Annotated in this window: 15 protein-coding genes, 1 tRNA gene, 3 pseudogenes and 1 riboswitch; of the genes and pseudogenes, 9 read left to right on the plus strand and 10 right to left on the minus strand. The window is 65.5% G+C overall.

Annotation, left to right across the window (positions count from 1 at the left end; translation table 11 throughout):
• Positions 1 to 62: 62 nt before the first annotated feature.
• Positions 63 to 2,978, minus strand: a complete 2,916-nt coding sequence (gene gcvP / locus RHOFW104R8_RS05065; RefSeq protein WP_068091484.1) for an aminomethyl-transferring glycine dehydrogenase — start codon at positions 2,976 to 2,978, stop codon at positions 63 to 65.
• Between the two features lie 39 nt (positions 2,979 to 3,017).
• A riboswitch (glycine riboswitch) is annotated at positions 3,018 to 3,118 on the minus strand.
• A 218-nt stretch (positions 3,119 to 3,336) separates the two neighbouring features.
• Here gcvP and RHOFW104R8_RS05070 point away from each other — a divergent pair.
• The gene (locus RHOFW104R8_RS05070) at positions 3,337 to 3,744 is read left to right on the plus strand and encodes a VOC family protein (protein ID WP_068091482.1); all 408 of its coding nucleotides are present in this window, start codon (positions 3,337 to 3,339) and stop codon (positions 3,742 to 3,744) included.
• 184 nt (positions 3,745 to 3,928) lie between these two features.
• Here the strand turns inward: RHOFW104R8_RS05070 and RHOFW104R8_RS05075 are convergent.
• Positions 3,929 to 4,015: transfer RNA gene (locus RHOFW104R8_RS05075), tRNA-Leu, on the minus strand.
• Positions 4,016 to 4,147: 132 nt separating this feature from the next.
• Here RHOFW104R8_RS05075 and rnr point away from each other — a divergent pair.
• The 4 genes and pseudogenes from rnr to RHOFW104R8_RS05095 all read left to right on the plus strand — a co-directional run.
• Positions 4,148 to 6,781: a ribonuclease R gene (gene rnr, locus RHOFW104R8_RS05080; RefSeq protein ID WP_407071430.1), complete on the plus strand. Its 2,634-nt coding sequence runs from the start codon at positions 4,148 to 4,150 to the stop codon at positions 6,779 to 6,781.
• Positions 6,778 to 7,524, plus strand: a complete 747-nt coding sequence (gene rlmB / locus RHOFW104R8_RS05085; RefSeq protein WP_068091480.1) for a 23S rRNA (guanosine(2251)-2'-O)-methyltransferase RlmB — start codon at positions 6,778 to 6,780, stop codon at positions 7,522 to 7,524. The genes rnr and rlmB overlap by 4 nt, the downstream gene beginning before the upstream one ends.
• On the plus strand, positions 7,521 to 7,790 hold the full coding sequence (locus RHOFW104R8_RS05090) for a hypothetical protein (protein WP_068091478.1): 270 nt from the start codon (positions 7,521 to 7,523) through the stop codon (positions 7,788 to 7,790). The genes rlmB and RHOFW104R8_RS05090 overlap by 4 nt, the downstream gene beginning before the upstream one ends.
• Before the next feature lie 78 nt (positions 7,791 to 7,868).
• Positions 7,869 to 8,045: pseudogene (locus RHOFW104R8_RS05095) on the plus strand (DMT family transporter); the annotation flags it as partial.
• A gap of 68 nt (positions 8,046 to 8,113) precedes the next feature.
• On the opposite strand, the gene RHOFW104R8_RS05100 reads toward RHOFW104R8_RS05095, so the two are convergent.
• From RHOFW104R8_RS05100 to RHOFW104R8_RS05110, 4 genes and pseudogenes are all read right to left on the minus strand, one after another.
• Entirely contained in the window at positions 8,114 to 8,635 is a 522-nt protein-coding gene (locus tag RHOFW104R8_RS05100) for a hypothetical protein (protein ID WP_068091696.1), read from the minus strand.
• 127 nt (positions 8,636 to 8,762) lie between these two features.
• Complete coding sequence (locus RHOFW104R8_RS05105; RefSeq protein ID WP_068091475.1) at positions 8,763 to 11,723, minus strand: Tn3 family transposase; 2,961 nt, start codon at positions 11,721 to 11,723, stop codon at positions 8,763 to 8,765.
• Positions 11,724 to 11,874: 151 nt separating this feature from the next.
• Positions 11,875 to 12,153, minus strand: coding sequence for a copper-binding protein (locus tag RHOFW104R8_RS17780; protein ID WP_407071431.1), 279 nt, complete (start codon positions 12,151 to 12,153; stop codon positions 11,875 to 11,877).
• Positions 12,154 to 13,461 (minus strand): annotated as a pseudogene (locus RHOFW104R8_RS05110) (efflux RND transporter permease subunit); the annotation flags it as partial.
• On the opposite strand from RHOFW104R8_RS05110, the gene RHOFW104R8_RS17660 reads away from it, so the two are divergent.
• Both RHOFW104R8_RS17660 and RHOFW104R8_RS05115 read left to right on the plus strand, forming a co-directional pair.
• Positions 13,412 to 13,621, plus strand: a complete 210-nt coding sequence (locus tag RHOFW104R8_RS17660) for a hypothetical protein (protein WP_162493025.1) — start codon at positions 13,412 to 13,414, stop codon at positions 13,619 to 13,621. The pseudogene RHOFW104R8_RS05110 and the gene RHOFW104R8_RS17660 overlap by 50 nt on opposite strands.
• A 162-nt stretch (positions 13,622 to 13,783) precedes the next feature.
• Positions 13,784 to 14,041, plus strand: a complete 258-nt coding sequence (locus RHOFW104R8_RS05115) for a hypothetical protein (RefSeq protein WP_068091472.1) — start codon at positions 13,784 to 13,786, stop codon at positions 14,039 to 14,041.
• A 213-nt stretch (positions 14,042 to 14,254) separates the two neighbouring features.
• Here the strand turns inward: RHOFW104R8_RS05115 and RHOFW104R8_RS05120 are convergent, their stop codons facing one another.
• The 4 genes from RHOFW104R8_RS05120 to RHOFW104R8_RS05135 all read right to left on the minus strand — a co-directional run bounded on the left by RHOFW104R8_RS05120 (position 14,255) and on the right by RHOFW104R8_RS05135 (position 19,000).
• Complete coding sequence (locus RHOFW104R8_RS05120) at positions 14,255 to 14,452, minus strand: hypothetical protein (protein WP_043795149.1); 198 nt, start codon at positions 14,450 to 14,452, stop codon at positions 14,255 to 14,257.
• Positions 14,449 to 15,825 (minus strand): NRAMP family divalent metal transporter, encoded by a 1,377-nt coding sequence (locus RHOFW104R8_RS05125; protein WP_027483921.1) that lies wholly within the window; start codon positions 15,823 to 15,825, stop codon positions 14,449 to 14,451. Before RHOFW104R8_RS05125 ends, RHOFW104R8_RS05120 begins: the two co-directional genes overlap by 4 nt.
• 31 nt (positions 15,826 to 15,856) lie before the next feature.
• Positions 15,857 to 17,212, minus strand: coding sequence for a carbohydrate porin (locus tag RHOFW104R8_RS05130; RefSeq protein WP_235604315.1), 1,356 nt, complete (start codon positions 17,210 to 17,212; stop codon positions 15,857 to 15,859).
• 624 nt (positions 17,213 to 17,836) lie between these two features.
• Positions 17,837 to 19,000: a site-specific integrase gene (locus tag RHOFW104R8_RS05135; RefSeq protein WP_068091469.1), complete on the minus strand. Its 1,164-nt coding sequence runs from the start codon at positions 18,998 to 19,000 to the stop codon at positions 17,837 to 17,839.
• A gap of 167 nt (positions 19,001 to 19,167) precedes the next feature.
• On the opposite strand from RHOFW104R8_RS05135, the gene RHOFW104R8_RS05140 reads away from it, so the two are divergent.
• Entirely contained in the window at positions 19,168 to 20,151 is a 984-nt protein-coding gene (locus RHOFW104R8_RS05140; RefSeq protein WP_068091467.1) for a DNA-binding protein, read from the plus strand.
• Between the two features lie 111 nt (positions 20,152 to 20,262).
• Positions 20,263 to 20,406: pseudogene (locus RHOFW104R8_RS05145) on the plus strand (DMT family transporter); the annotation flags it as partial.
• Positions 20,407 to 20,545 lie beyond the last annotated feature (139 nt).

A 20,545-nucleotide genomic window follows, 5' to 3' on the forward strand; every position in this document is an offset into this window, starting at 1 on the left:
TTCGCCACGTGACGAAGAGCTTCGCGCACAGGGTGCGCTCCTACAGTTCAAGGCGGCCTGGCTTACGCCTCGGCTTCTTCCTTGTACGCATCCACCGGGATGCAGGCGCACATGATGTTCTTGTCGCCGTAGACGTTGTCGACGCGGGCCACCGGCGGCCAGTACTTCTGCAACTTCAGGCTGGCCAGCGGGAAGGCGGCCAGTTCGCGCGGGTAGGCGTGGGTCCACTCGCTGCCGCTGACCATGGTGGCGGTGTGCGGGGCGTTCCTCAGCGGGTTGTCCTCGCGGTCCAGCTTGCCTTCCTCGATCGCGCGGATCTCGTCGCGGATCTGGATCATGGCGTCGATGAAGCGGTCCAGCTCGTAACGCGATTCGCTCTCGGTCGGCTCCACCATCAAGGTGCCGGACACCGGGAAGCTCAGCGTGGGCGCGTGGAAGCCGAAGTCGATCAGCCGCTTCGCCACGTCCTCGGCGCCGATGCCGGTGGCGTCCTTGAGCGGGCGCAGGTCGAGGATGCACTCGTGCGCCACCAGCCCGTTGCGGCCGGTGTACAGGGTGGGGTAGTGCGGCTCCAGCCGCCTGGCGATGTAGTTCGCGTTGAGCAGGGCGACCTGGGTGGCCTTGCGCAGGCCCTGCTGGCCCATCAGGGTGACGTACATCCAGCTGATCGGCAGGATGCTGGCACTGCCGAAGCTGGCCGCGCTGACCATCCCTACGGAGCGGCTGTTGTGAGGAGTGCGGCCATGGATGGCTGCTTCTTGATCTTCGCCAGCAGGGAAGCTGGCAGGCAAGAACTTCGCCAGGTGCGACTTCACCGCGCACGGACCGACGCCCGGGCCGCCGCCGCCGTGCGGGATGCAGAAGGTCTTGTGCAGGTTGAGGTGCGACACGTCCGAGCCCCACTTGCCGGGCTTGGCCACGCCGACCAGCGCGTTCATGTTGGCGCCATCGGTATACACCTGGCCGCCGTGCTGGTGGACGATGTCGCAGATGGCGACGATGTCCTCCTCGAACACGCCGTGGGTGGACGGGTAGGTGATCATCAGCGCGGCGAGACGGTCGCTGTACTTCTCTGCGGCGCGGCGGATGTCCTCGACGTCGACGTTGCCGTTGCCGTCGCACTTGGTCACCACCACGGTCATGCCGCACAGGTGCGCGGAGGCCGGGTTGGTGCCGTGGGCGGATTCGGGGATCAGGCAGATGTCGCGATGCGTGTCGCCGCGCGAGCGGTGGTAGGCGCGGATCGCCAGCAGGCCGGCGTATTCGCCCTGCGCGCCGGAGTTCGGCTGCAGGCTCACCGCGTCGTAGCCGGTGCATTCGACCAGCATCGCTTCCAGGCCGTCGATCAGTTCCTTGTAGCCCTGCGTCTGCGCGGCCGGGGCCAGCGGATGGATGTTGGCGAATTCCGGCCAGGTGATCGGGATCATCTCGGCGGTGGCGTTGAGTTTCATGGTGCACGAGCCCAGCGGGATCATCGTGCGATCCATCGCCAGGTCCTTGTCGGCCAGCGCGCGCATGTAGCGCAACAGCTCGTGCTCGCTGTGGTGCGTGTTGAACACCGGGTGGGTGAGGAACGCGCTCTTGCGCACCAGGGCAGCAGGCAGGGCGTCGGCGGTGGCGGCGTCGAGGGCGTCGACATTTTCGATCTTCGCGCCGAACAACGCCGCCAGCGCGACCACGTCGGCGCGGGTGGTGCTTTCGTCGAGGCTGAAGCCGACGCTCTTGTCGTCGATGCGGCGCAGGTTGATGCGTGCGGCTGCCGCCTTCGCGTGCAGCACGGCCGCATCGACGCCGGTGATGTGCAAGGTGTCGAAGAAGTCCTTGCCCACGGCGACGCCGGCCTGGCGCAGCGCGGCGGCGAGGATCGCGGTCAGGCGATGCGTGCGGCGGGCGATGCGGACGAGGCCCTTGGGGCCGTGGTAGACCGCGTACATGCTGGCCATCACCGCCAGCAGCACCTGCGCGGTGCAGATGTTGGAGGTGGCTTTCTCGCGGCGGATGTGCTGCTCGCGCGTCTGCAGGGTGAGGCGGTAGGCAGCCTTGCCCTCGGTGTCGATCGACACGCCGATCAGGCGGCCCGGCATCGAGCGCTTGTACGCGTCGCGGCAGGCCATGAACGCGGCGTGCGGACCGCCGAAGCCGAACGGCACGCCGAAGCGCTGTGAGTTGCCCACCACGATGTCCGCGCCCCATTCGCCCGGTGCGGCGATCAGGGTCAGCGCGAGCAGGTCGGTGGCGACCGCGACCAGGCCGCCGCGTGCGTGCACGGCGTCGGCGATCGCCTGGTAATCGTTGATGCTGCCGAAGGTGTCCGGGTACTGCAGCAGCACGCCGAACGCCTCGGTGCCGGCCGCGTCGCTGTCGGCACCGACCACCAGCTCGATGCCCAGCGGCTCGGCGCGCGTGCGCACCACTTCCAGCGTCTGCGGGTGCACGCCGTTCGACACGAAGAACACGTTCGACTTCGACTTGCACGAGCGCTTGGCCAGGGTCATCGCCTCGGCCGCGGCGGTGGCTTCGTCCAGCAGCGAGGCGTTGGCGATCTCCATGCCGGTGAGGTCGGCGCACATCGTCTGGAAGTTGATCAGCGCCTCCATGCGGCCCTGCGAGATCTCCGCCTGGTACGGCGTGTACGCGGTGTACCAGGCGGGGTTCTCCAGGATGTTGCGCAGGATGACGTTCGGCGTGAGCGTGCCGTAGTAGCCCTGGCCGATGAAGCTGCGGAACACCTGGTTCTTGTCGGCAATCGCGCGGATCTTGGCCAGCGCTTCCTCTTCGGTGATCGCCTCCGGCAACGCCAGCGGCGCGGCGGACTTGATCGAGCCGGGGACGATGGCGTCGGTCATCGACTCCAGCGAATCGTGGCCGATCACGTGCAGCATTTGCGTGATCTCGGCGTCGTCCGGACCGATGTGACGTTCGATGAACGCGCCGTGGTGTTCGAGGTCGCGCAGGGAAGGGGAGGAGTTGTGGCTCATGAGCGGGCATCCGAAGACTCGCGTGCCGTGCCGCACGCGGGGCGCCCCTCTGTCCTTTTGCCTGAGAGTTTGGAAACGCGATGCCTGCGCTTCGTGCCCCTTCGGCGCCGGATTCAACCGGTCTCTCCAGAGTGTTCGCACATGATGGTATGGGAGCCTGAGCGATTACGGGCGTTGCGTCTTCGGCAGCGGCACGTGCCCGTTCTCCGGGCCGCCCGCTTCTCCCACCATGCGTTTACCGCGGCGATTATACAGGGGGATCCGGGGCGTGTTGCAGCCCGCGGGGTGCGGTTCAGGGAACTCCGATCGCCGGCCCGCGCTATGCTCGGATACCCCACCCCCAACCCGCCCGCGCCCCATGATCCATATCGGCGAAATTGACCACGTGGTGCTGCGCGCCATCGACATCGCGGCCATGCAACGCTTCTACTGCGAGGTACTCGGCTGTCGCGAGGAACGCCGGCAGGACGAGATCGGCCTGGTACAACTGCGCGCCGGCGCCTCGCTGATCGACCTGGTAGCCATCGACGGCAAACTTGGCCGCCACGGCGGCGCCGCGCCGGGCAGGGAAGGCCACAACATGGATCACCTGTGCCTGCGCGTGGAGGACTACGACGAGGCGGCGATCCTGGCGCACCTGAAGGCGCATGGCGTGCGCATCGGCGAGCTGGGCTCGCGCTACGGCGCGCAAGGCGAGGGCCCGTCGATCTACCTGTACGACCCGCAGGGCAACATGATCGAGCTGAAGGGACCGGCGGCCACCTGAAAAGCCGGCGGGCGGCGCCCGCCCCGCATGATTGCGCGCCGTAGGACGGTGCACTGTCCGCCTGCCTTCCTGACTTCAATCAAACCCCGGAAAAACGAAGGCCGCCTCGGGAGGCGGCCTTCCTGACTTTAATCAAACCCGGAAAAAGCGAAGGCCGCCTCGGGAGGCGGCCTTCGTTTACAATTGGTGCCCAGGAGAGGACTCGAACCTCCACGGAGTTGCCCCCGCTAGCACCTGAAGCTAGTGCGTCTACCAATTCCGCCACCTGGGCAGGTGTCACGTCGCTCGGCGAGCTGCGTGAGCCGCGTAATTTAGGCACCTGCCGACGGCTTGTCAACACTTTTTCACATCCGTTCATGGCGACGTGGCATTCTCCGCGGCGCAAACATCACAAGGATCCTGAGTGACCAGAAAAACTCCCCCCCGTTCCGGCAATCCCGGCGACGCGCCTTCCGCGAAGAAGCCCGCCAAACGGGCGCCGCGGGCCGCCGCTGCGCCGGACAAGCGCAGCAAGGCCGCCGCAGGCGCCGTGCGCGACCCGCATGCCGATCGCGAGGCGCAGCGTTATGCGCGCCCGATTCCCAGCCGCGAGGCGATCCTCGCCCTGCTGGAAGAACGCGGCGAACTGCTGACCGAGGCGCGCATCGCCGAGGCGCTGGATATCCACGAGGAAACCGACCTCGAGGCACTGCGCAAGCGGCTCGCCGCGATGGTGCGCGACGGCCAGCTGCTGCTGGGCCGTCGCGGCGGCTACGCGCCGACGCAGAAGCTGGACCTGATCGCCGGCGTGGTGCTGGCCAATGCCGAGGGCTACGGCTTCCTGCGCCCGGACGAGGGCGGCGACGACCTGTACCTGTCGCCGCAACAGATGCGCGCGGTGATGCATGGCGACCGCGTGCTGGCCAGCGTGGTCGGCATCGACCGGCGCGGCCGGCGGCAGGGCGCGATCGCCGAAGTGCTGCAGCGCCGCTCGCCGCGGCTGGTCGGCCGGGTGGTGATCGACAACGGCGTGACCCTGGTGGCCCCGGACGACCGCCGCCTCGTCCAGGACGTGATGATCAAGCCGGGCAAGGAGCAGGGTGCCCGCTCGGGCCAGATCGTGGTGGCAGAGATCACCGACCCGCCGACGCCGCAACGCGGCCCGATCGGCGAGATCCGCGCGGTGCTGGGCGAACGCCTGCAGCCGTCGCTGGTGGTGGAGATGGCGATCGCCAGCCACGACCTGCCGCACGAATGGCCGGCCGAGGTGCTGCGCGACGCGGCTCAGGTGGAGTCGGTAGTGACCACCGCCGAGCGCGAGGGCCGCACCGACCTGCGCAAGCTGCCGCTGGTGACGATCGATGGCGCCGACGCGCGCGACTTCGACGACGCCGTGTATGCCGAACCCAAGCGCGGCGGTGGTTGGCGCCTGATCGTGGCGATCGCCGACGTCTCGCACTACGTGCTGGTCGGCAAGGCCCTGGACAAGGAAGCGTTCGAGCGCAGCACGTCCACCTACTTCCCCGGCTTCGTGGTGCCGATGCTGCCGGAGACGCTGTCCAACGGCATCTGCTCGCTGAACCCGAAGGTCGAGCGGCTGTGCATGGTGTGCGACATGCTGGTCGACGCCGAAGGCAGCGTGACCCGGTCGAAATTCTACGACGCGGTGATGCTGTCGCACGCGCGGCTCACCTACGACAAGGTGTGGCAGGCCGTGGGCCTGCGTGATCCGGACGCGCGCCACGAGGTGGCCGACGTGCTGCCTCAGCTGGAGAACCTGCACGCGCTGTACAAGGCGATGGCGGCCCAGCGCCGGCGCCGCGGCGCGATCGACTTCGAGACGCCCGAGGTGAAGTTCCGCCTCGACCAGACCGGCGGCGTCGAATCGATGGGGGCCACCGAGCGCAACGACGCGCACAAGCTGATCGAGGAATGCATGATCGCCGCAAACGTGCAGGCGGCGCTGTTCCTGGAGAAGAGGAAAGTCCCCGCGCTGTTCCGCGCGCACGAGCCGCCGCCGGCGGAGAAGTACGAAGACCTGCAGCAGTTCCTGCGCGAGTTCAAGCTGCGCATGCCGCCGGTGGACGAAGTGACGCCGGCGGATTTCGCCGAGATCCTGCGCATGGTGCAGGATCGCCCCGAGCGCGAACTGATCCAGAACGTGCTGTTGCGCGCGCAGAGCATGGCGGCTTACCAGCCGGACAACCGCGGCCACTTCGGCCTGGCGCTGCAGGCCTACGCGCACTTCACCTCGCCGATCCGCCGCTATCCCGACCTGCTGGTGCACCGCGCGATCCGCTACGCGCTGACCGGCGGCAAGCCGGCCGACTACGCCTACACGCCTGCCGGGATGGCGGCGATGGCGATCCACTGCTCGCAGCGCGAGCGCCGCGCCGAGGAGGCCGAGCGCGACGTGGACGAGCGCTTCAAGTGCGCCTGGATGGAGAAGCACATCGGCAGCGAGTTCGACGGCGTGGTCACCGGCGTCACCTCGTTCGGCCTGTTCGTGGAACTGGACGAGTCGAAGGTGTCCGGCCTGGTGCATATCAGCCAGCTCATGAACGACTACTACCACTTCGACGCCACCCGCAAACTGCTCAAGGGCGAGCGCACCGGGGCGCAGTTCCGCCTCGGCGACCACGTGCGCGTCAAGGTGCTGCGTGCCAGCCTGGAGGATCGCAAGATCGACTTCCGCCTGGTCTCGCCGCGCACGCCGGCCGCGCCACCGCCCGCCGGCGGCAAGGCCTACGACTATGCCGCCGCGGGCGAGCGTTATTCGCTGCCGAAGAAGGCCGCCGCCAAGGCGCCGGGCGTGTTCGGCCGTGCCGCGAAGGCGATCGGCCGCGCATTCGGCCGCAAGGAGGTCGCGGCCGAGGCGCCCGCGCCGCGCCGGGCCGCGCCGGGCGATAATCCGCCGCCGTCGCACGCCGCCGGCCGTCAGCATGCCGACGCGCAGCGTCCGCGCAAGGGCACTGCCGCCACGCGCGGGCGGGCTCCGGCGCCCGTTGCACAGGAGCCCGCGAAGCACGGCGGCCGCAAACCGAAAGGCAAGTCATGAGCGAGAGCTGGATCGTCGGCATCAACCCGGTCGAGGGCGCGTTGAGCAACGATGCCGAACGCGTGCGCGAGCTGCTGGTCGAGAACGGCCAGCGCAACGCGCGCGTGCTGGAGCTGGCCGAGCGCGCGAAGAAGCTGGATATCCCGGTGCGGCACCGCCCGCGCGACGAACTGGACAAGCTGGCCGGCGAAGCGCGCCACCAGGGCGTGGCGGCGCGTTACGAGGCGGCGCCGGCGGCGCACGAAAGCGACCTGGCCGGCCTGCTGGAGCGGGACGGCAGCGATGCGCTGGTGCTGGTGCTCGACGGCGTCACCGACCCGCACAACCTCGGTGCCTGCCTGCGCAGCGCCGCCGCGGCGAAGGTCACCGCGGTGATCGTGCCGAAGGACCGCGCGGTCGGCCTCACCCCGGTAGTGCGGCGCGCCTCCGCCGGCGGTGCCGACCGCGTGCCGCTGATCGCGGTGACCAACCTGGCGCGCACGCTGCGCGAGCTGAAGGACGCCGGCGTGTGGATCACCGGCCTGGCCGGCGATACCGACACCGCCATCTACGGCGTCGACTTCGGGGGCCCGGTGGCGCTGGTGCTGGGCAGCGAGGGCGAGGGCATCCGCCGGCTCACCCGCGAGCTGTGCGATTTCGTGGCGAAGATCCCGATGCCGGGCACGATGGAAAGCCTCAACGTCTCCGTCGCCACCGGCGTAGTGTTGTTCGAGGCGCTGCGCCAGCGGGGAGCGAAACGATGAATTTCTTCTGGTACGACTGGGCCGGTTATATCGGCGTGGCGCTGGTGCTGCTGGCGTTTTTTCTGCTGCAGGAGCGCAAGCTGCAGGGCAGTGGGCTGGTCTACCAGCTGATGAACGTGCTGGGCGCGATCGGCGTGATGCTGTCGCTGGCTTTCGGCAGCTTCAACCTGTCGGCGTTCGTCATGCAGGTGGCGTGGCTGCTGATCGGCAGCTACGGCATCGTGCGCGGCATCAAGCGCCGCCGCGGGACGCGCGAGTTGCCGTGAGTCGCCCGCCGCACGGGGACGACCCCGCGCGCCTTTCCATCGCAGGGACGGCTCTGCAGCAAACCGGGGAGCGTCACCATGGCGTGGATCTACCTGCTGCTGGCCGGCCTGTTCGAAGTGGTCTGGGCAATCGGCCTCAAGTACACCGAGGGTTTTACCCGGCTGTGGCCCACGCTCGGCACACTGGCGGCCATGGCGGTCAGCATCGTGCTGCTGGCGACGGCGGTGAAGACGCTGCCGATCGGCACCGCGTATGCGGGATTGAGCCGAGATACGTGTAATTTTGATAACTAGGATCGAAATTCCACCGTCGAGGCAACGAGTTAGCTGTTTTTCTTGGCCGCGCGAACCCGTAGGTCGGCGTGCGTCACCCGAGGCAATGCGATGAAGTCCCGTTCTGGCATGACCTCATAGTCCTCTTGGAACGGCAGGTATAGCTCGACGATCCACTCCCCTTCCTCCTGCCGCCCTGCGAAGGGATGGAGGATTTCCCCGTCCGGCCGACACCGGTCGAAGCGCAACACGCCCGAGTGTGGATAAAGCTGGGCGTGCCGCGCCTCCAGCATGCGCGTCACGACCTCTGAGGGATAACCCGGGTGTGCCATCGTCTGGTGCTCTTTCAAAGAGGCTGACACTGCATCGACATTTGTCCGGTGGCAGCGCGCCATCTCGTGCTCATCGAACACGACTTCCCTGGCGATGTACGGCGGCCCCTGGTACCAGTTGGGGTCCTTCCGATCGAGCTGGATGGCCAAGATGGTCCGGGTGCCCACATCGGTGCACCGCCACCGGAACCCGGCGCTTGCCACGAATTCCAGACCAATATGAAAATCCGAGAGCTCCACGGTACCTCCTGCCATGCCACTGCCACGTCGCTTGAAGCATAGCGAGCACGGGTCTCGTGGGTTGAACGCCCCCTGGCCGAGATGGGCTGCGCGGAATCACCACCCTCGTGCCCATCGCCTGCGACACTCAAGCAGCCAGGGCCAGTTCGGCTTCGTAGGGCTCGGGCACGGCCTCGGCATCGATCAGGTAGTCTCCAAAGCGTTTGATATGGCTCGTCATGTAAGGGCTGAGCGCGGCCACATCTTCGGCAGTGATCTTCCAGCCTTCCCGCATGAGCGAACGGATGATGCGGGTTTGCTCCACGACGTTATGGAAGATCACGGCGTTGGCCACCAGGTCGTTGTACTTGACCGCCTTCTCCTGCTCCACCGGATCGTTGTCGGCGATGATGCCCTCCCCACCAAAGAAGAAGTATTTCGAGAATCCGTTATAGGCCTCGACCTTGTTGGTGGAGGCGGTGATCTGTTCGCGCAGGTCTTGGTCGGAAATGTACTGCAGCAGGAAGAGCGTGCGCACGGCCGAGCCCAAGGCGCGAAAAGCGTGGTAAAGCCGGTTCTTGCGGCTGTTGTTGCCCAAGCGCCGCAGCAAGGTCGAAGCGGCCACCTTGCCGGCTTTGATCGACAATACGACGCGCATCAGGTCTTTCCAATGCGTCTCGATCAGGTCCCAATCGACGCTGTCGCGGAACAGCGCATCGATGTGCTCGTAGGAGGCATCCGTATCGGGCCGGAAGAACCGGTAATCCTGCCAATTTCGGATGCGCGGCATCAGCTGGATGCCCAGCAAGTATGAGAGCCCGAAGACGGGAAGCGACTGCCCTTGGGTGTCGGCGTGCACGATATCCGGCTGGATGTCGGACGTGTTCTTGAGCAGGCCATCGATGATGTACACCGCTTCCCAGACCCCGCATGGGATGAAGTGGCTGAACAGCGCGACGTAGGTGTCGGAGACATGATGGTACGCAATGCCGCCGTAACCACCGTACCGGATGTGGTATGAGGCCAGGCTGTTCTGAATGTACATCTCGTACTTGGTGCCATCTGCCGCGGCACGCTTGCTGTCGCCCCAGTGCTTGGGCAATTGAAGGCCAGCGTAGCTATTGATGATGTCGCGGCATGCGGCGGCCAGTTTGTTCGCGTCGATGTGGCGACGATTGACGAACGACAGCATGTGCGCCGTGACAGCCCCACGGAAATGACGTGCCGCCTGATTGGGGCCCAGGTTGCATCCGTAGGTAAAAGCCGTCAGCACATAACGCTCGCGTGCCTGATCAATCTTCGGGTCCGACCCGGATAGCGGGCCGAAATGACGATGCCAGTTGGTCCAGTGCCCCACGTCACATAGCACATCGATGACGCTTCGCTCACGCAGGCGCTCATGAATGGCCGTTTCGAGGGCTTTGGCCTGGCTACTCATCTCTTTGGCCTTGCTGCGCTTGAGAACCGGCATGCCCTGGTCATCGATCACGACCTGGCCGTTGTCGACGTACTCCTGGTCTGTTTGCTCGGCGACCTGCATCAGGCGCGACTGCAGTGTGTTGACGAACGTGATCGGGTCAGCCGGCAGGCCAAACTCTGCGCAATAGGCGGCCACTTGGGGCTCGCACTCCTCCCAGCTCAATAGCTGCTCGCCTTGGTCGGCGTACTCCTCCGATCCCGGTACGGCCGCATCACCGGACTTGAGTTCGTTCGCCAACGCGGAAAACACGCACACCTCGAAATGCCGACGGTGAATGCGCTCCTCGCCATCCTCGGTGCGCTGCGTCAGGGTCTTTCGCCACAAGTGTGTTGTGAAGGACAGATCCATGGGCCCGTCCAGCCAATCACCGCGCTGCCGTTCCTGCGCAAGGATCAACTCCAGGGCATCGATCAACGAACGATCTTCCGTCGTGCTTTTCAGATTGAGGATGCGCACCATGCGCAGCAGCGTGGGTCGGTGGCTCTTGTAGTACGGCCAGAGCAACGGCAAGTAATTGTCACCGCTGTGGGCTGCGATCGCGTTGCAGTCCTCCTGCAGCGTATCGATGCTGCCGCGCTGCCCGACCAGGCGCCGAATCTCACGACCGGCGGCTGTGTCGCTGCGTTGTTCGGCGAGTACGCGAATCACATCGGACATCGTTGCCACCAGCACCTCGGCCTTCTCCCGGTACTGGCTGCGCAGGCGATCGAGATGTTCCTTGCCGTGTACATGGATCTTGCTCATGCGCTTGATGAACATCGCCGCCAGATCGTCGCGCACCTGTACCCGTGCCCGGTGGATCAGGCAAAGCAGGACAGCATGTCGCTTGGCGGGGCGGAAATCTTTGAGTTCGGCGGCATCGAGTGCACGCGCCTCTGCCGCGAAATGCTTGCGCTTGAGTTCGGGTATCCCAACCAACGGCGCGTCCGTGTTCACAAGCGCGTCAAGCCGCTCCATGTGGTCGATCAGTTCCTGGAAGTGCCTCAAGGATGAGCGCTTGGGGAGGCGTTTGACCTCGTGCAGCGGGCTTTTGCCGGCTTTCCCAGCGGCTTGTAGCAATCCATCCAGGCGTGCCTTCTCGTCCGCCGTCAGGCGCTGAGCAATGGTTGCGAAGAGCTGGCCGTTGACCAGCGCACGGACACGTCGCGCCAGCCGATCAAGTGTACTGAAGGCTGGCAGACCGATGCGGTCGGTGACCAACTGCTCGATGCCCACATTAATCAGATCCGGCGGGTGATCCATGATGGCCGCGGCATCTCGCATGGCTCGGGCCGCCACATCGAGACCGCCTTCCTCGAACGGCCGGAAATCCAGGTGCTTCCGGATCAATGCGTGATAGCGATACAGCGTGACCGCGCTAGGCTGGGCAGGCTTCACCTGGATCCGAAACTTCAGGGACGCCCTGATATGTCTCAGTACGGCTGCGGGCACCTCATCCAGTGCCGGGAAATAGCGCAATCGCTGAAAGCTCTTCAGCAGGATGGCCAGGGTTAATCGACTGGACGGCTGTCGTGCATGCTTGACGATGAAGGCCGTCTCGGACTCGTCGACGGTGTACAGCGCGACGAGTTCGCGAACCACAGGATTACGTTTGAATTGCGGGTATGCAGTCCGATCAATCGAAGCCATGCCATGCCTCGGTACCGATGGAAAGGGGGCCACGCGCGGCAACAGCCCGCAGCCAGCGGCGACTCGCTGTTCGCGGGCTGAGCGCTCGTTCCGTCACGCTATAAAGGCCCGATCATAGACCAGGCCCATGTGGAGCCGCGGCATGGCCTGCTCAGGGCCGCAGCGGTGTGATCGCCGTCACCGTGCTGGCCATGCCGGCCGGGTGCAGGGTGAAGCGCACCGACTCGCCGACCTTCACCTTCTGCAGGAGGGGCGGCGGATCGGCCTTGAAGGTCATGATCATCGCCGGCCAGCCGATGGCGGTGATGGCCTGGTGCTGGAGGGTGATCGTGCCCTTGGCGGTGTCGATGGCCTTGACGATCCCCACGCCCTGCGCCAGGGTGGGTTTGGCCGGTTGCATCCCGGCCATGCCGGGCATGTTCGGATCCATCTGCTGGGCGAAGGCTGCGGACTTGCGCAGTCGGTGCCGCATGCGCAGGCGGAATGCGGCTGGCAGGATGAGCATGGACAACAGAGGTGCGGTCACCATGCCGCCGATCATGGGGGCGGCGATGCGTTGCATGACTTCAGAGCCGGCGCCATGGCCCAGCAGGATCGGAAACAGACCGGCCAGGATTACGGCCACCGTCATCGCCTTGGGTCGTACGCGCTGAACCGCGCCTTCGCGGATGGCCGCGTCCAGCGCCTCGATACCCGCCTGCGGGTTGGCCGCGAGTTGCCGATCCCAGGCATGACGAAGGTAAAGCAGCATCACCACGCCAAACTCCGCGGCGACGCCGGCCAGGGCGATGAAGCCGATGACCGTCGCCACCGATACGGCTTGGCCCAGCAGCCAGACCAGCCATAGACCGCCGACCAGCGCCAGCGGCACACTCGCCATGATCAGGGCCGCCTCGACCGCGCGCCGGAATACGGCGTAGATCAGCACGAAGACGATGAGCAAGGCCACAGGCACCACCAGCCGGAGCCGCTGGGCGGCGCGGGCCAGGTACTGGAACTGGCCCGACCAGTCCAGCGTGACGCCGGCGGGCAGCGTGACCTGTTGCGTCACCGCGCGCTGGAGCCGGGCGACCACGCCACCGAGGTTGCTGCTATCGGTATCGACGTAGACGTAGGTGGCCAGCTGGCCGTCTTCGCTCTTCAGCATCGACGGTCCCGCCGCGACCGTGATGTCGGCAATCTGGCCCAGCGTGAGCTGGGCGCCGTTGGCCGCCACGATCGGCAGTTGCCGCAACGCCTGCACCGAGTCGCGGTCCACGCGCGGGTAGCGCACCACGATCGGAAAGCGCTCGCGCCCCTCGATGCTCTGGCCGATGGGATCGCCACCGACCACGGTGGCGATCAACTGCTGCACCTGATCCTGCGTCAGTCCGTAACGCGCCGCCGCGTCCCGATGGATGTGCACGTCGACGTAGCGGCCACTGGCCGGGCGCTCGGCGATCGCCGAGCGCACACCGGGCACGGTGCGTGCGACGGCCTCGATGCGATCGGCCACCGATTGCAGTGCCGCCAGATCGGTGCCCAGCACCTTGATGCCGATGGGACTCTTGATGCCGGTGGAGAGCATGTCGATGCGGTTGCGGATCGGCGGCACGAACAGGTTCGTCAGGCCCGGCACCTGCACGGCGCGGTTCAGCGCCGCCTTGATCTTGTCCATCGTCATGCCGGGACGCCACTGGTCCTTCGGCTTGAAGGTGATCGTGGTCTCGAACATCTCCAGCGGCGCCGGGTCGGTGGCATGGCCATGGGCACCGCAGACGAGCGGCTTTGCCCCACCTACGCCCAAGACGGACCCCGCCGAACGGCGTGAAATCGATCACCAGGCGCAGGATGTCGATCGCATGGACGACGATGGCGCCAAGCCTTACGAGCCCGAGCCCGAGCCCGGCAAACGCTAACAGCCCGCACCGTTCCCTGCGGTGCTCATCAAGAGTCCATCGCATCCGATCGCATGCCGCTCAACTCGCACGGCGGCCGCATCTCATCCCGTTGCGCTGCGCCGAATCGATTCGTGCACGCCCCCAAGTGCGCGCCCTCCCCACGCGGCCCAATAAAGGAGCATGCTGGACCACGACATCATTCCAAAGGCAACCATCATGACCAGCGTTTCCGGCAAGACCACCAATGGTTTCACTTATGAAGGTGAGTACAACCATGCCAACGTCGACCGTATCACCTGGAGCGCCACCTACCGACGTAACGGCCTCTTCTTCGGCATGCGCCACGGCCACATCAATGAACTGCTCGGCATTCCGGTGGAAGAAGTCGATGACGTGGTGAAGGACGACATTGAGCTGACCTGGGTGCAATCGAGCTAGGCGCATGCCTGCCGATCGCCGTCCAAATGGTCGAGGGGGAGCTAATGATGCGAGACATGCTTACTTACAGAGACATGCTTACTTACAGTATGAATTGAGGAAAATATCGAGCCGATGTGGTCGCAGATGATCATCAGGCTAGGGCATCATGAGTGATTGTCGGGCGGGGTCAACGAAGCGCGTGCCCGCGTCGTACTGGCATGCCGACCACTCTCAGGCGTGCACGCCGGCGGTGAACGCCCACAGCACAATGACGCACATCACCACCACGTAGATGCGCAACCCCCAGAACACCCACTGCTGCCACGGCGTCAGCTGCAAGCGATGCACCGGCGGCAGCTCGTCATGCCAGCCTTCCTCGGCCAGCAGCGCCTGCACCTGCTCGGGCGTGTACTCGTTAAGGTCTTTCATGGGTTGCCTCCAAAGATATGCGGAAATACGGTGACCAGGCCATACAGGACGTTGCAGGCGATCAGCCCGAGCATGATCGCGACTGACAGTGCGTTGCGCACCGGCCCGTTGGCATGCTCACCCATCAGCTCACGATCGTTGAGCAGCATCAGCAGGAACAGCATCGCCGCCGGCATGAACACAGTGGCGATCACCTGCACGCTGAGGTTGAGGAAGCCGATCGGCAGGTTCGGGAACAGCACCACGCCGGCTGCGACCACCGTGCCCATCACCGCCGGGGCATAAAAGCGCCATGCCTGGCCGGGTGACGCGTTGAGCGAGCGTGGTAGATCCAGCGCCTCGCCGATCGCCCAGCCGGTACTGGCGGTGATCACGATGGTGGCGATCAGCCCGGCTTCGATCAGGCCCAGCGCGAACAGCTTCATAGCCGTCTCGCCTAAGCGCTGCTGCAGCGCGGACAGCACTGCCTCGGTCGTAAGGTTCTTCGCATCGGGAAGTCCCGACAGCGCTACCGCGCCGAGCACGATCACCGCGATCGCCACCAGTACCATGCCGCCCACACCGAGCATCAGGTCGCGTCGGCTGGCCGGGATGTCCTTCGGTAGCAGACCCTTGTCGACCACGCAGGACTGCTGGAAGAAGAGCTGCCACGGCGCGATGCTGGTTCCGATGTTGGCTGACAGCAGGATCAGGAAGGTCGCCGACAGCACGCCGCCGGGCAGCACCCAGCCCGAGCCTGCGAACGCACGCGCCACAGCATCCCAATGCGGGTGTGCCATCAGCACCAGCGGCACGAACACCAGGTTGAGCGCGGCGATGAACAGCGCGATGCGCTCCCACGCCCAGTAGCGCAGGAACACCAGCGTCATCACCACGAAGCCCAGCGTCAGCGGCACGCTCAGCCCATACGGAATGCCGAACGCCTCGCCGCCGATGCGGATGCCCAGAAACTCGGTGACCAAGGTCAGGATGTTGGCTAGTACTAGGTCGACCAGCGAGAAGATGCCCCAGAACGGGCCGTAGCGCTTCCAGATCAGCTCGGCGTGGCCGCGCCGCGTCACAGCGCCCAGGCGGATGGTCATCTCCTGCACCACGTAGGCGACGAAGCCGAGCACTAACATCAGCGGCAGAAACAGGCCCAGCCCATAGGCTGCGCCGGTCTGCGCGTAGGTCAGCACGCCACCGGCGTCGTTGTCGCCCAGCATCACCAGCAGGCCGGGGCCGATCAGGGCGAAGGCCAGTACCAGCCGGTTCCACGGCGTGGCAGGGCGCCGGCGCAGTGTCGCCAGGTGCAGGCGGTCGCGGATACGCTGCTGCAGGCCTGCGCGGGCCGCGGCGCTGGCGTGTGGTACGGAGATATCTGGCACAGACATGGTCAGGCTTCCTGTGGGTATCGAAGAAGTATCAGAGGCTCAGGTGCAGGCGCAGGCCGACCACCCGCGCCGGGCCGCGCGCGCGGTTGTAGCCGGGGTTGACGATCCACTGAAGGTCCGGGCTCAGCTGCAAGTAGTGACCGAGTTGTAGGCGGTAGTAGGCTTCGATCACCCGTTCGCGGCCGTAGTCCAACGCGCCGTCGCACAGCAGGAAGCCGCAGCCGCCTGCGGCGAGGTAGGCGCGATGCGCGCTGGCTAGGCCGTTGAGGTCGAACGCGATGCCGATACGGTCCTCGGAGCGGCGCCAGTGCGCGCCGGACAGCTGCGCCCCCGCGCTCAGCGCGCGCTCGGCCTCCGTGTAGGCGAACGACTGAGTGTGGCCGTCGTTCCAGCCCCAACGCGCGAACAGCCCGGTGTCGCCGTCGTCGGCCAGTGGCAGCTCGGCATTGATCACGTAGCCGTGCTTGCGGCGGCCGTAGCGACCGTCGGCGGCGATGTCCGGCGTAGCGCCACTGGCGGCGGCGAGCGCCAGCGCCTGCGCGTAGTTGCCCATCTTGGCGATGTTGCGGAAGGCCAGCAGGCGCAACGCGAAGCCGTCACTGCCGAACGGGTGCAGCGACAGCTGCACCTGCTCGGCACGGGCTCGGTCCAGTGGCCCGGCCAGCGCCTGACCGTTGGCCTGCAGCGGCATCTGGTACACGCCGTAACGCAACGTCCAGTGGTGCTGGACCCACGCGACGATGAAGCCGTCGGTGTAGCCGCGGGTATCGGCGGCATAGTCATAGGACGCCGCGTTGATGAAATCCCAGTTCATGAACTGTTGGCGGGTATCGTTGGCGTAGCGGTTTTTGTCGAAGTCATCGGCCAGCGCCAGCCGCCCCAGCTTGAGCTCGATCCGCTGGGTGGCCAGCGTGCCGGGAAGCTGATCCTGCGCCCGCGCCATCGGAGCGCTGTTGGTGCCCAAAGGCAGATTCCAATCGAGGTAGGCGCGCGCGATGTACGGCCGCTGCTTGCCGCCCGAGCCGGGACCTGCGCGCACCACATCTCCGTTGACGTAACCGGCCAGGCCGGTGCCCTTGTTGATGCCGCCACCGGTGAACAGCTCGCCATCCAGATAGAAGGCCAGATGCGCCGGCAGCCGCATGCCCAGATAGGCACCGAACGTGCGCGAGAGCGCTTGGTCACCGCCAGCCGGGAGGCTGAGCGGGCCGGTATAGGCGGAATGCATGCGGTCGAGCTTCTGCGCCACGTAGCTGACCTGAGCATCCAGCAACTGCGGCACGAATAGCGGTGGCGCGCTTCCGCTGTCGGCATGCGCGGGCGTGACCAGGGCGCCGAGGCCCAGTAGCAGAAGTACGAACAGTTTGGATGTAGGCAAACGCGTCATGCGATCGATCTTTGGCAAGAGCGCCAGCAGCGACGGCCGCGGGCGCCAGCGTGGGGGAAGGGAATGTCAGCGCGAGGTCAGCCAGCGGGCGCGCAGACGCGTCTCGCCGGGCAGACGCTGCCAGTGTTGGATGAGCAGCGGACGCGGGGGCACGCCCGCCGGGTGCAGCGGCGGACGAGCCGGCGCAGCGCGCGGTGCGCGCGAGGATGGCAGTAGAAGGGTAAGCAGGAGCATGGCTCGCCTCCAGTCCGCAGACCGGGGGGCGAGCGGGACGTCAGGAGTGCCCGCCCGCGACCGGTGCGCGGGATGTGTACACGTTGGGCTGAACCTCGGCAGCAACCGGCGCCGATGGCGCGATCACTGCGTTGGTACTCGGATAGATGTCCATGGGTCTCGGATGCAGCAAATAAATGCCCGCGGGCGATCCGCCGGGTGCGCGTACGCTAATTGCCCTTGACGTTGAAGTCAACGATATTTGTGTCACGGCGATGGAATCATTGCCCGGGAAGGGAAGATTTGGGTGATGCCGTTCGGCTAACGGCGCGGTCGATTGCAGCTGGCAGTCGTGTCAGAGAGCAAACTTCAATGCGCTCACCGGCATGCCAAAGCGATCGCCGGGGTCAGTCATGGCATCTCTCCGCGAGGCACCGAGGTCCCGATGCGTGTTTTCGTAGTACTGGCATGTCGTGCATCTTCTTCTGCATGAACATAGATCGACGTCGTGCCGATGGAGCTATGACGCAGGTTCTGCTGGATGTGGTGGATCGGAGTGCCATCCTCGGCCTGGTGCGTGGCGGCCGTATGCCGCAGCCAATGCGTCGAGGCGCGGCGCACTCGTGTGGCCTTGACCTCATCCTGCTGTTGCAGTGTCTCGGCTACGCGCCGGAAGGTGTCCTTGACGATCTGGTAGACCGCCGTGGGCGTCAGCGGGGACGATCGTCCGGCGATGCCAAGAATGGCCGGGATGTTGCCGTCGCCCGAAGGCAACGCGGGCAAGCCGTGGAAGCGCCGATAGCGTGCGAAGTCGTCCATGAGACCGTCGCTCAGGGGGACGGTGCCTTCGACGCCACCTTTCCCCACGGTGTGCAACCACCACCGCCCACGGATAGGTTGGAAATCGTTTTCGTTGGCGGCCGCGGCTTCGGCGGCTCGTAGTGCGGTTTCATAGAGGAAGCGAAGCACCCAGCGAGCGCGTTCGTAGCGTTGCCGTTCCCGCATGGAGTCCTGCGGCCAATCGTCGACGACGCGTAACACCTCTTCCCAGATGGCACGGTCCAAGTAGCGTTCGATCGTGCGTCGAGTGCCTCGGCGTGCCCGTTGTCGCTGCAGGACGAACGGACTGCCCGCGAGATAGCCGGCACGCACGAGGTAATTGAACAGTCCCGCAAGAATGCCCAAGGCCTGGCGACGGCTGCGCTCGGCCAACGGACCGACCAACAGTCGCCGATGCTCGCCGCGACGGGCGAGACCGGCGTCGCACCAGGTCGCAGGGGGCTGAGCAAGAAACGCCTCATAAGCGATCACATCCTCGCGAGTGAGACTCGACACCGGCTTGCCACGGATTTGCGTGGCCCAAAGCAGCAAGCGTTCGGCCTCTTTGCGATAGCTGCGGAAGGTATGCGGCGAGTCGTGATATTCCGCCAGCCACAGGCCGATCGCGGCCACGTCGTCGTTGGCGGCGATCTGCCGCGCCACGCTGGCCGAGGCGCGATTGGCGCCAGCGCATCCCGACAGGGTGGACGGCAAGGCTTGGGGCAACGCTAGAAGGTTCGCTGCAGGCTCCGTCATGCTTTCCGATGTCTGACGCCATGGGAAACGTAGCGTACAGCCAAAAGACATTCGATTATGGAAGTTATCGTAAAATTCCTGATTAAATCGTTATGCATGTAACGTAATACTGTGATATACACATCAGGTGTTCCGCGAAATTCACCCTCCGAGCGACGGGAGCCGCCATGAGCCGTGTCAGTGATACCCGTCAACGTACTCGTGAGGCCGCGGCCCAACTGGTCGCCGGCGGCAAACGATCACACGAAATCACCGTCGACCAGATCTATGCCGCCATCCAGCAGGGCAGCCGTACCACCATCAACGACGAGTTGAAGTTGTGGAAGGACGAACGAGCCAAGGCCGATGCGGTCGGCGCCGATCTACCGCCGGCGATCGCCGATGCCATGCGCTCACTCTGGGTGGCCGCCGTAGAACAGGGGGAGAAGGTCTTCAACGAGCACCGTCAGGCGCTGGAATCCGATCTGGAAGCACAGAGGCGCGCGTACGATGACGTTGCTGTCGAACGGGATGCGGCACAGGCCACGGTTCATCAGCTGCAGCACGAGGTCAGTCAGCTACGCGAGCAAGGCATCGAGGTGCAGCAGCAGCTCACCCGGGAAACCGAGGCCAAGCGCGATGCCCTTGGCCAAGTCCAAGCCTTGCAGCACGAAGTGGCGGCCGTTCGCACCGACATGGCTCAGCAACGAGAGGCCGCACTGCAGGCTCACGACCGATTGACCGCCGAATTCCAGGCGACCATTGCCGCCCGCGACGCTGCGTTTCAGGTGGAACGGGATAAATCCAACGAGCGCATGGAGGCCGCTCAGGCCCGCATGCTGCAAGAAACCGATGCCGCGCGGGAAGGACAGCGGCATGCAGAGCAGCAATTGGCCAAGCTGCGGCAACGTAGCGAAGACCAGCAGACCAGCCTCACGGAATTGCGACTGGACATGGCGCGTCTTCGCCGGGAATTGGCGGAGGGCGAAGCGCGCTTGGCGGCGGTGGCCACCATCACGGGCGAGCGCGATCAGCTTGCCTTGGAGCTGGCTGGCGCGCGGGGACAGGTCAGCGGCTTGAAGGCGGCACTTCAGTCAGCGGAAGCCCGCGCAGTGGCCGCAGAGAACCAGTTGACTATGGCCCACAAACGCCGTCAATCCAAGCAAAAATGAGGACGGGACAGGAACAGGTAGAGAGTGCAAGGAGAAGTAATCTATCTCTATGATTTCAAAAGAGAATATGACTTCTACTTATCAAAATTACACGTATCTCGGCTCAACCCCTATGCGATCTGGACCGGCATCGGCGCGGTCGGTGCGGTGGCGCTCGGCATCGTGCTGTTCGGCGATCCGGCCACGTGGCCGCGGCTGTTGTGCGTTGCGCTGATCTTGATAGGAATCGTCGGCCTGAAGCTCACGGCCAGCTAGCTGAAGCCCAGAGTTTCGAGGGCGGGCACGGCCCGCCGCTCTCGTGGAAACCATTCAACTGCAGAAGCCGGCGGGCGGTGCCCGCCCTTGTATTCTGATTTTGCCCGAGTCGCGCTTGGGCAAAAGGGTGTCCGGATGC

Source organism: Rhodanobacter sp. FW104-R8, from assembly GCF_001617365.1.
Lineage (GTDB): Bacteria > Pseudomonadota > Gammaproteobacteria > Xanthomonadales > Rhodanobacteraceae > Rhodanobacter.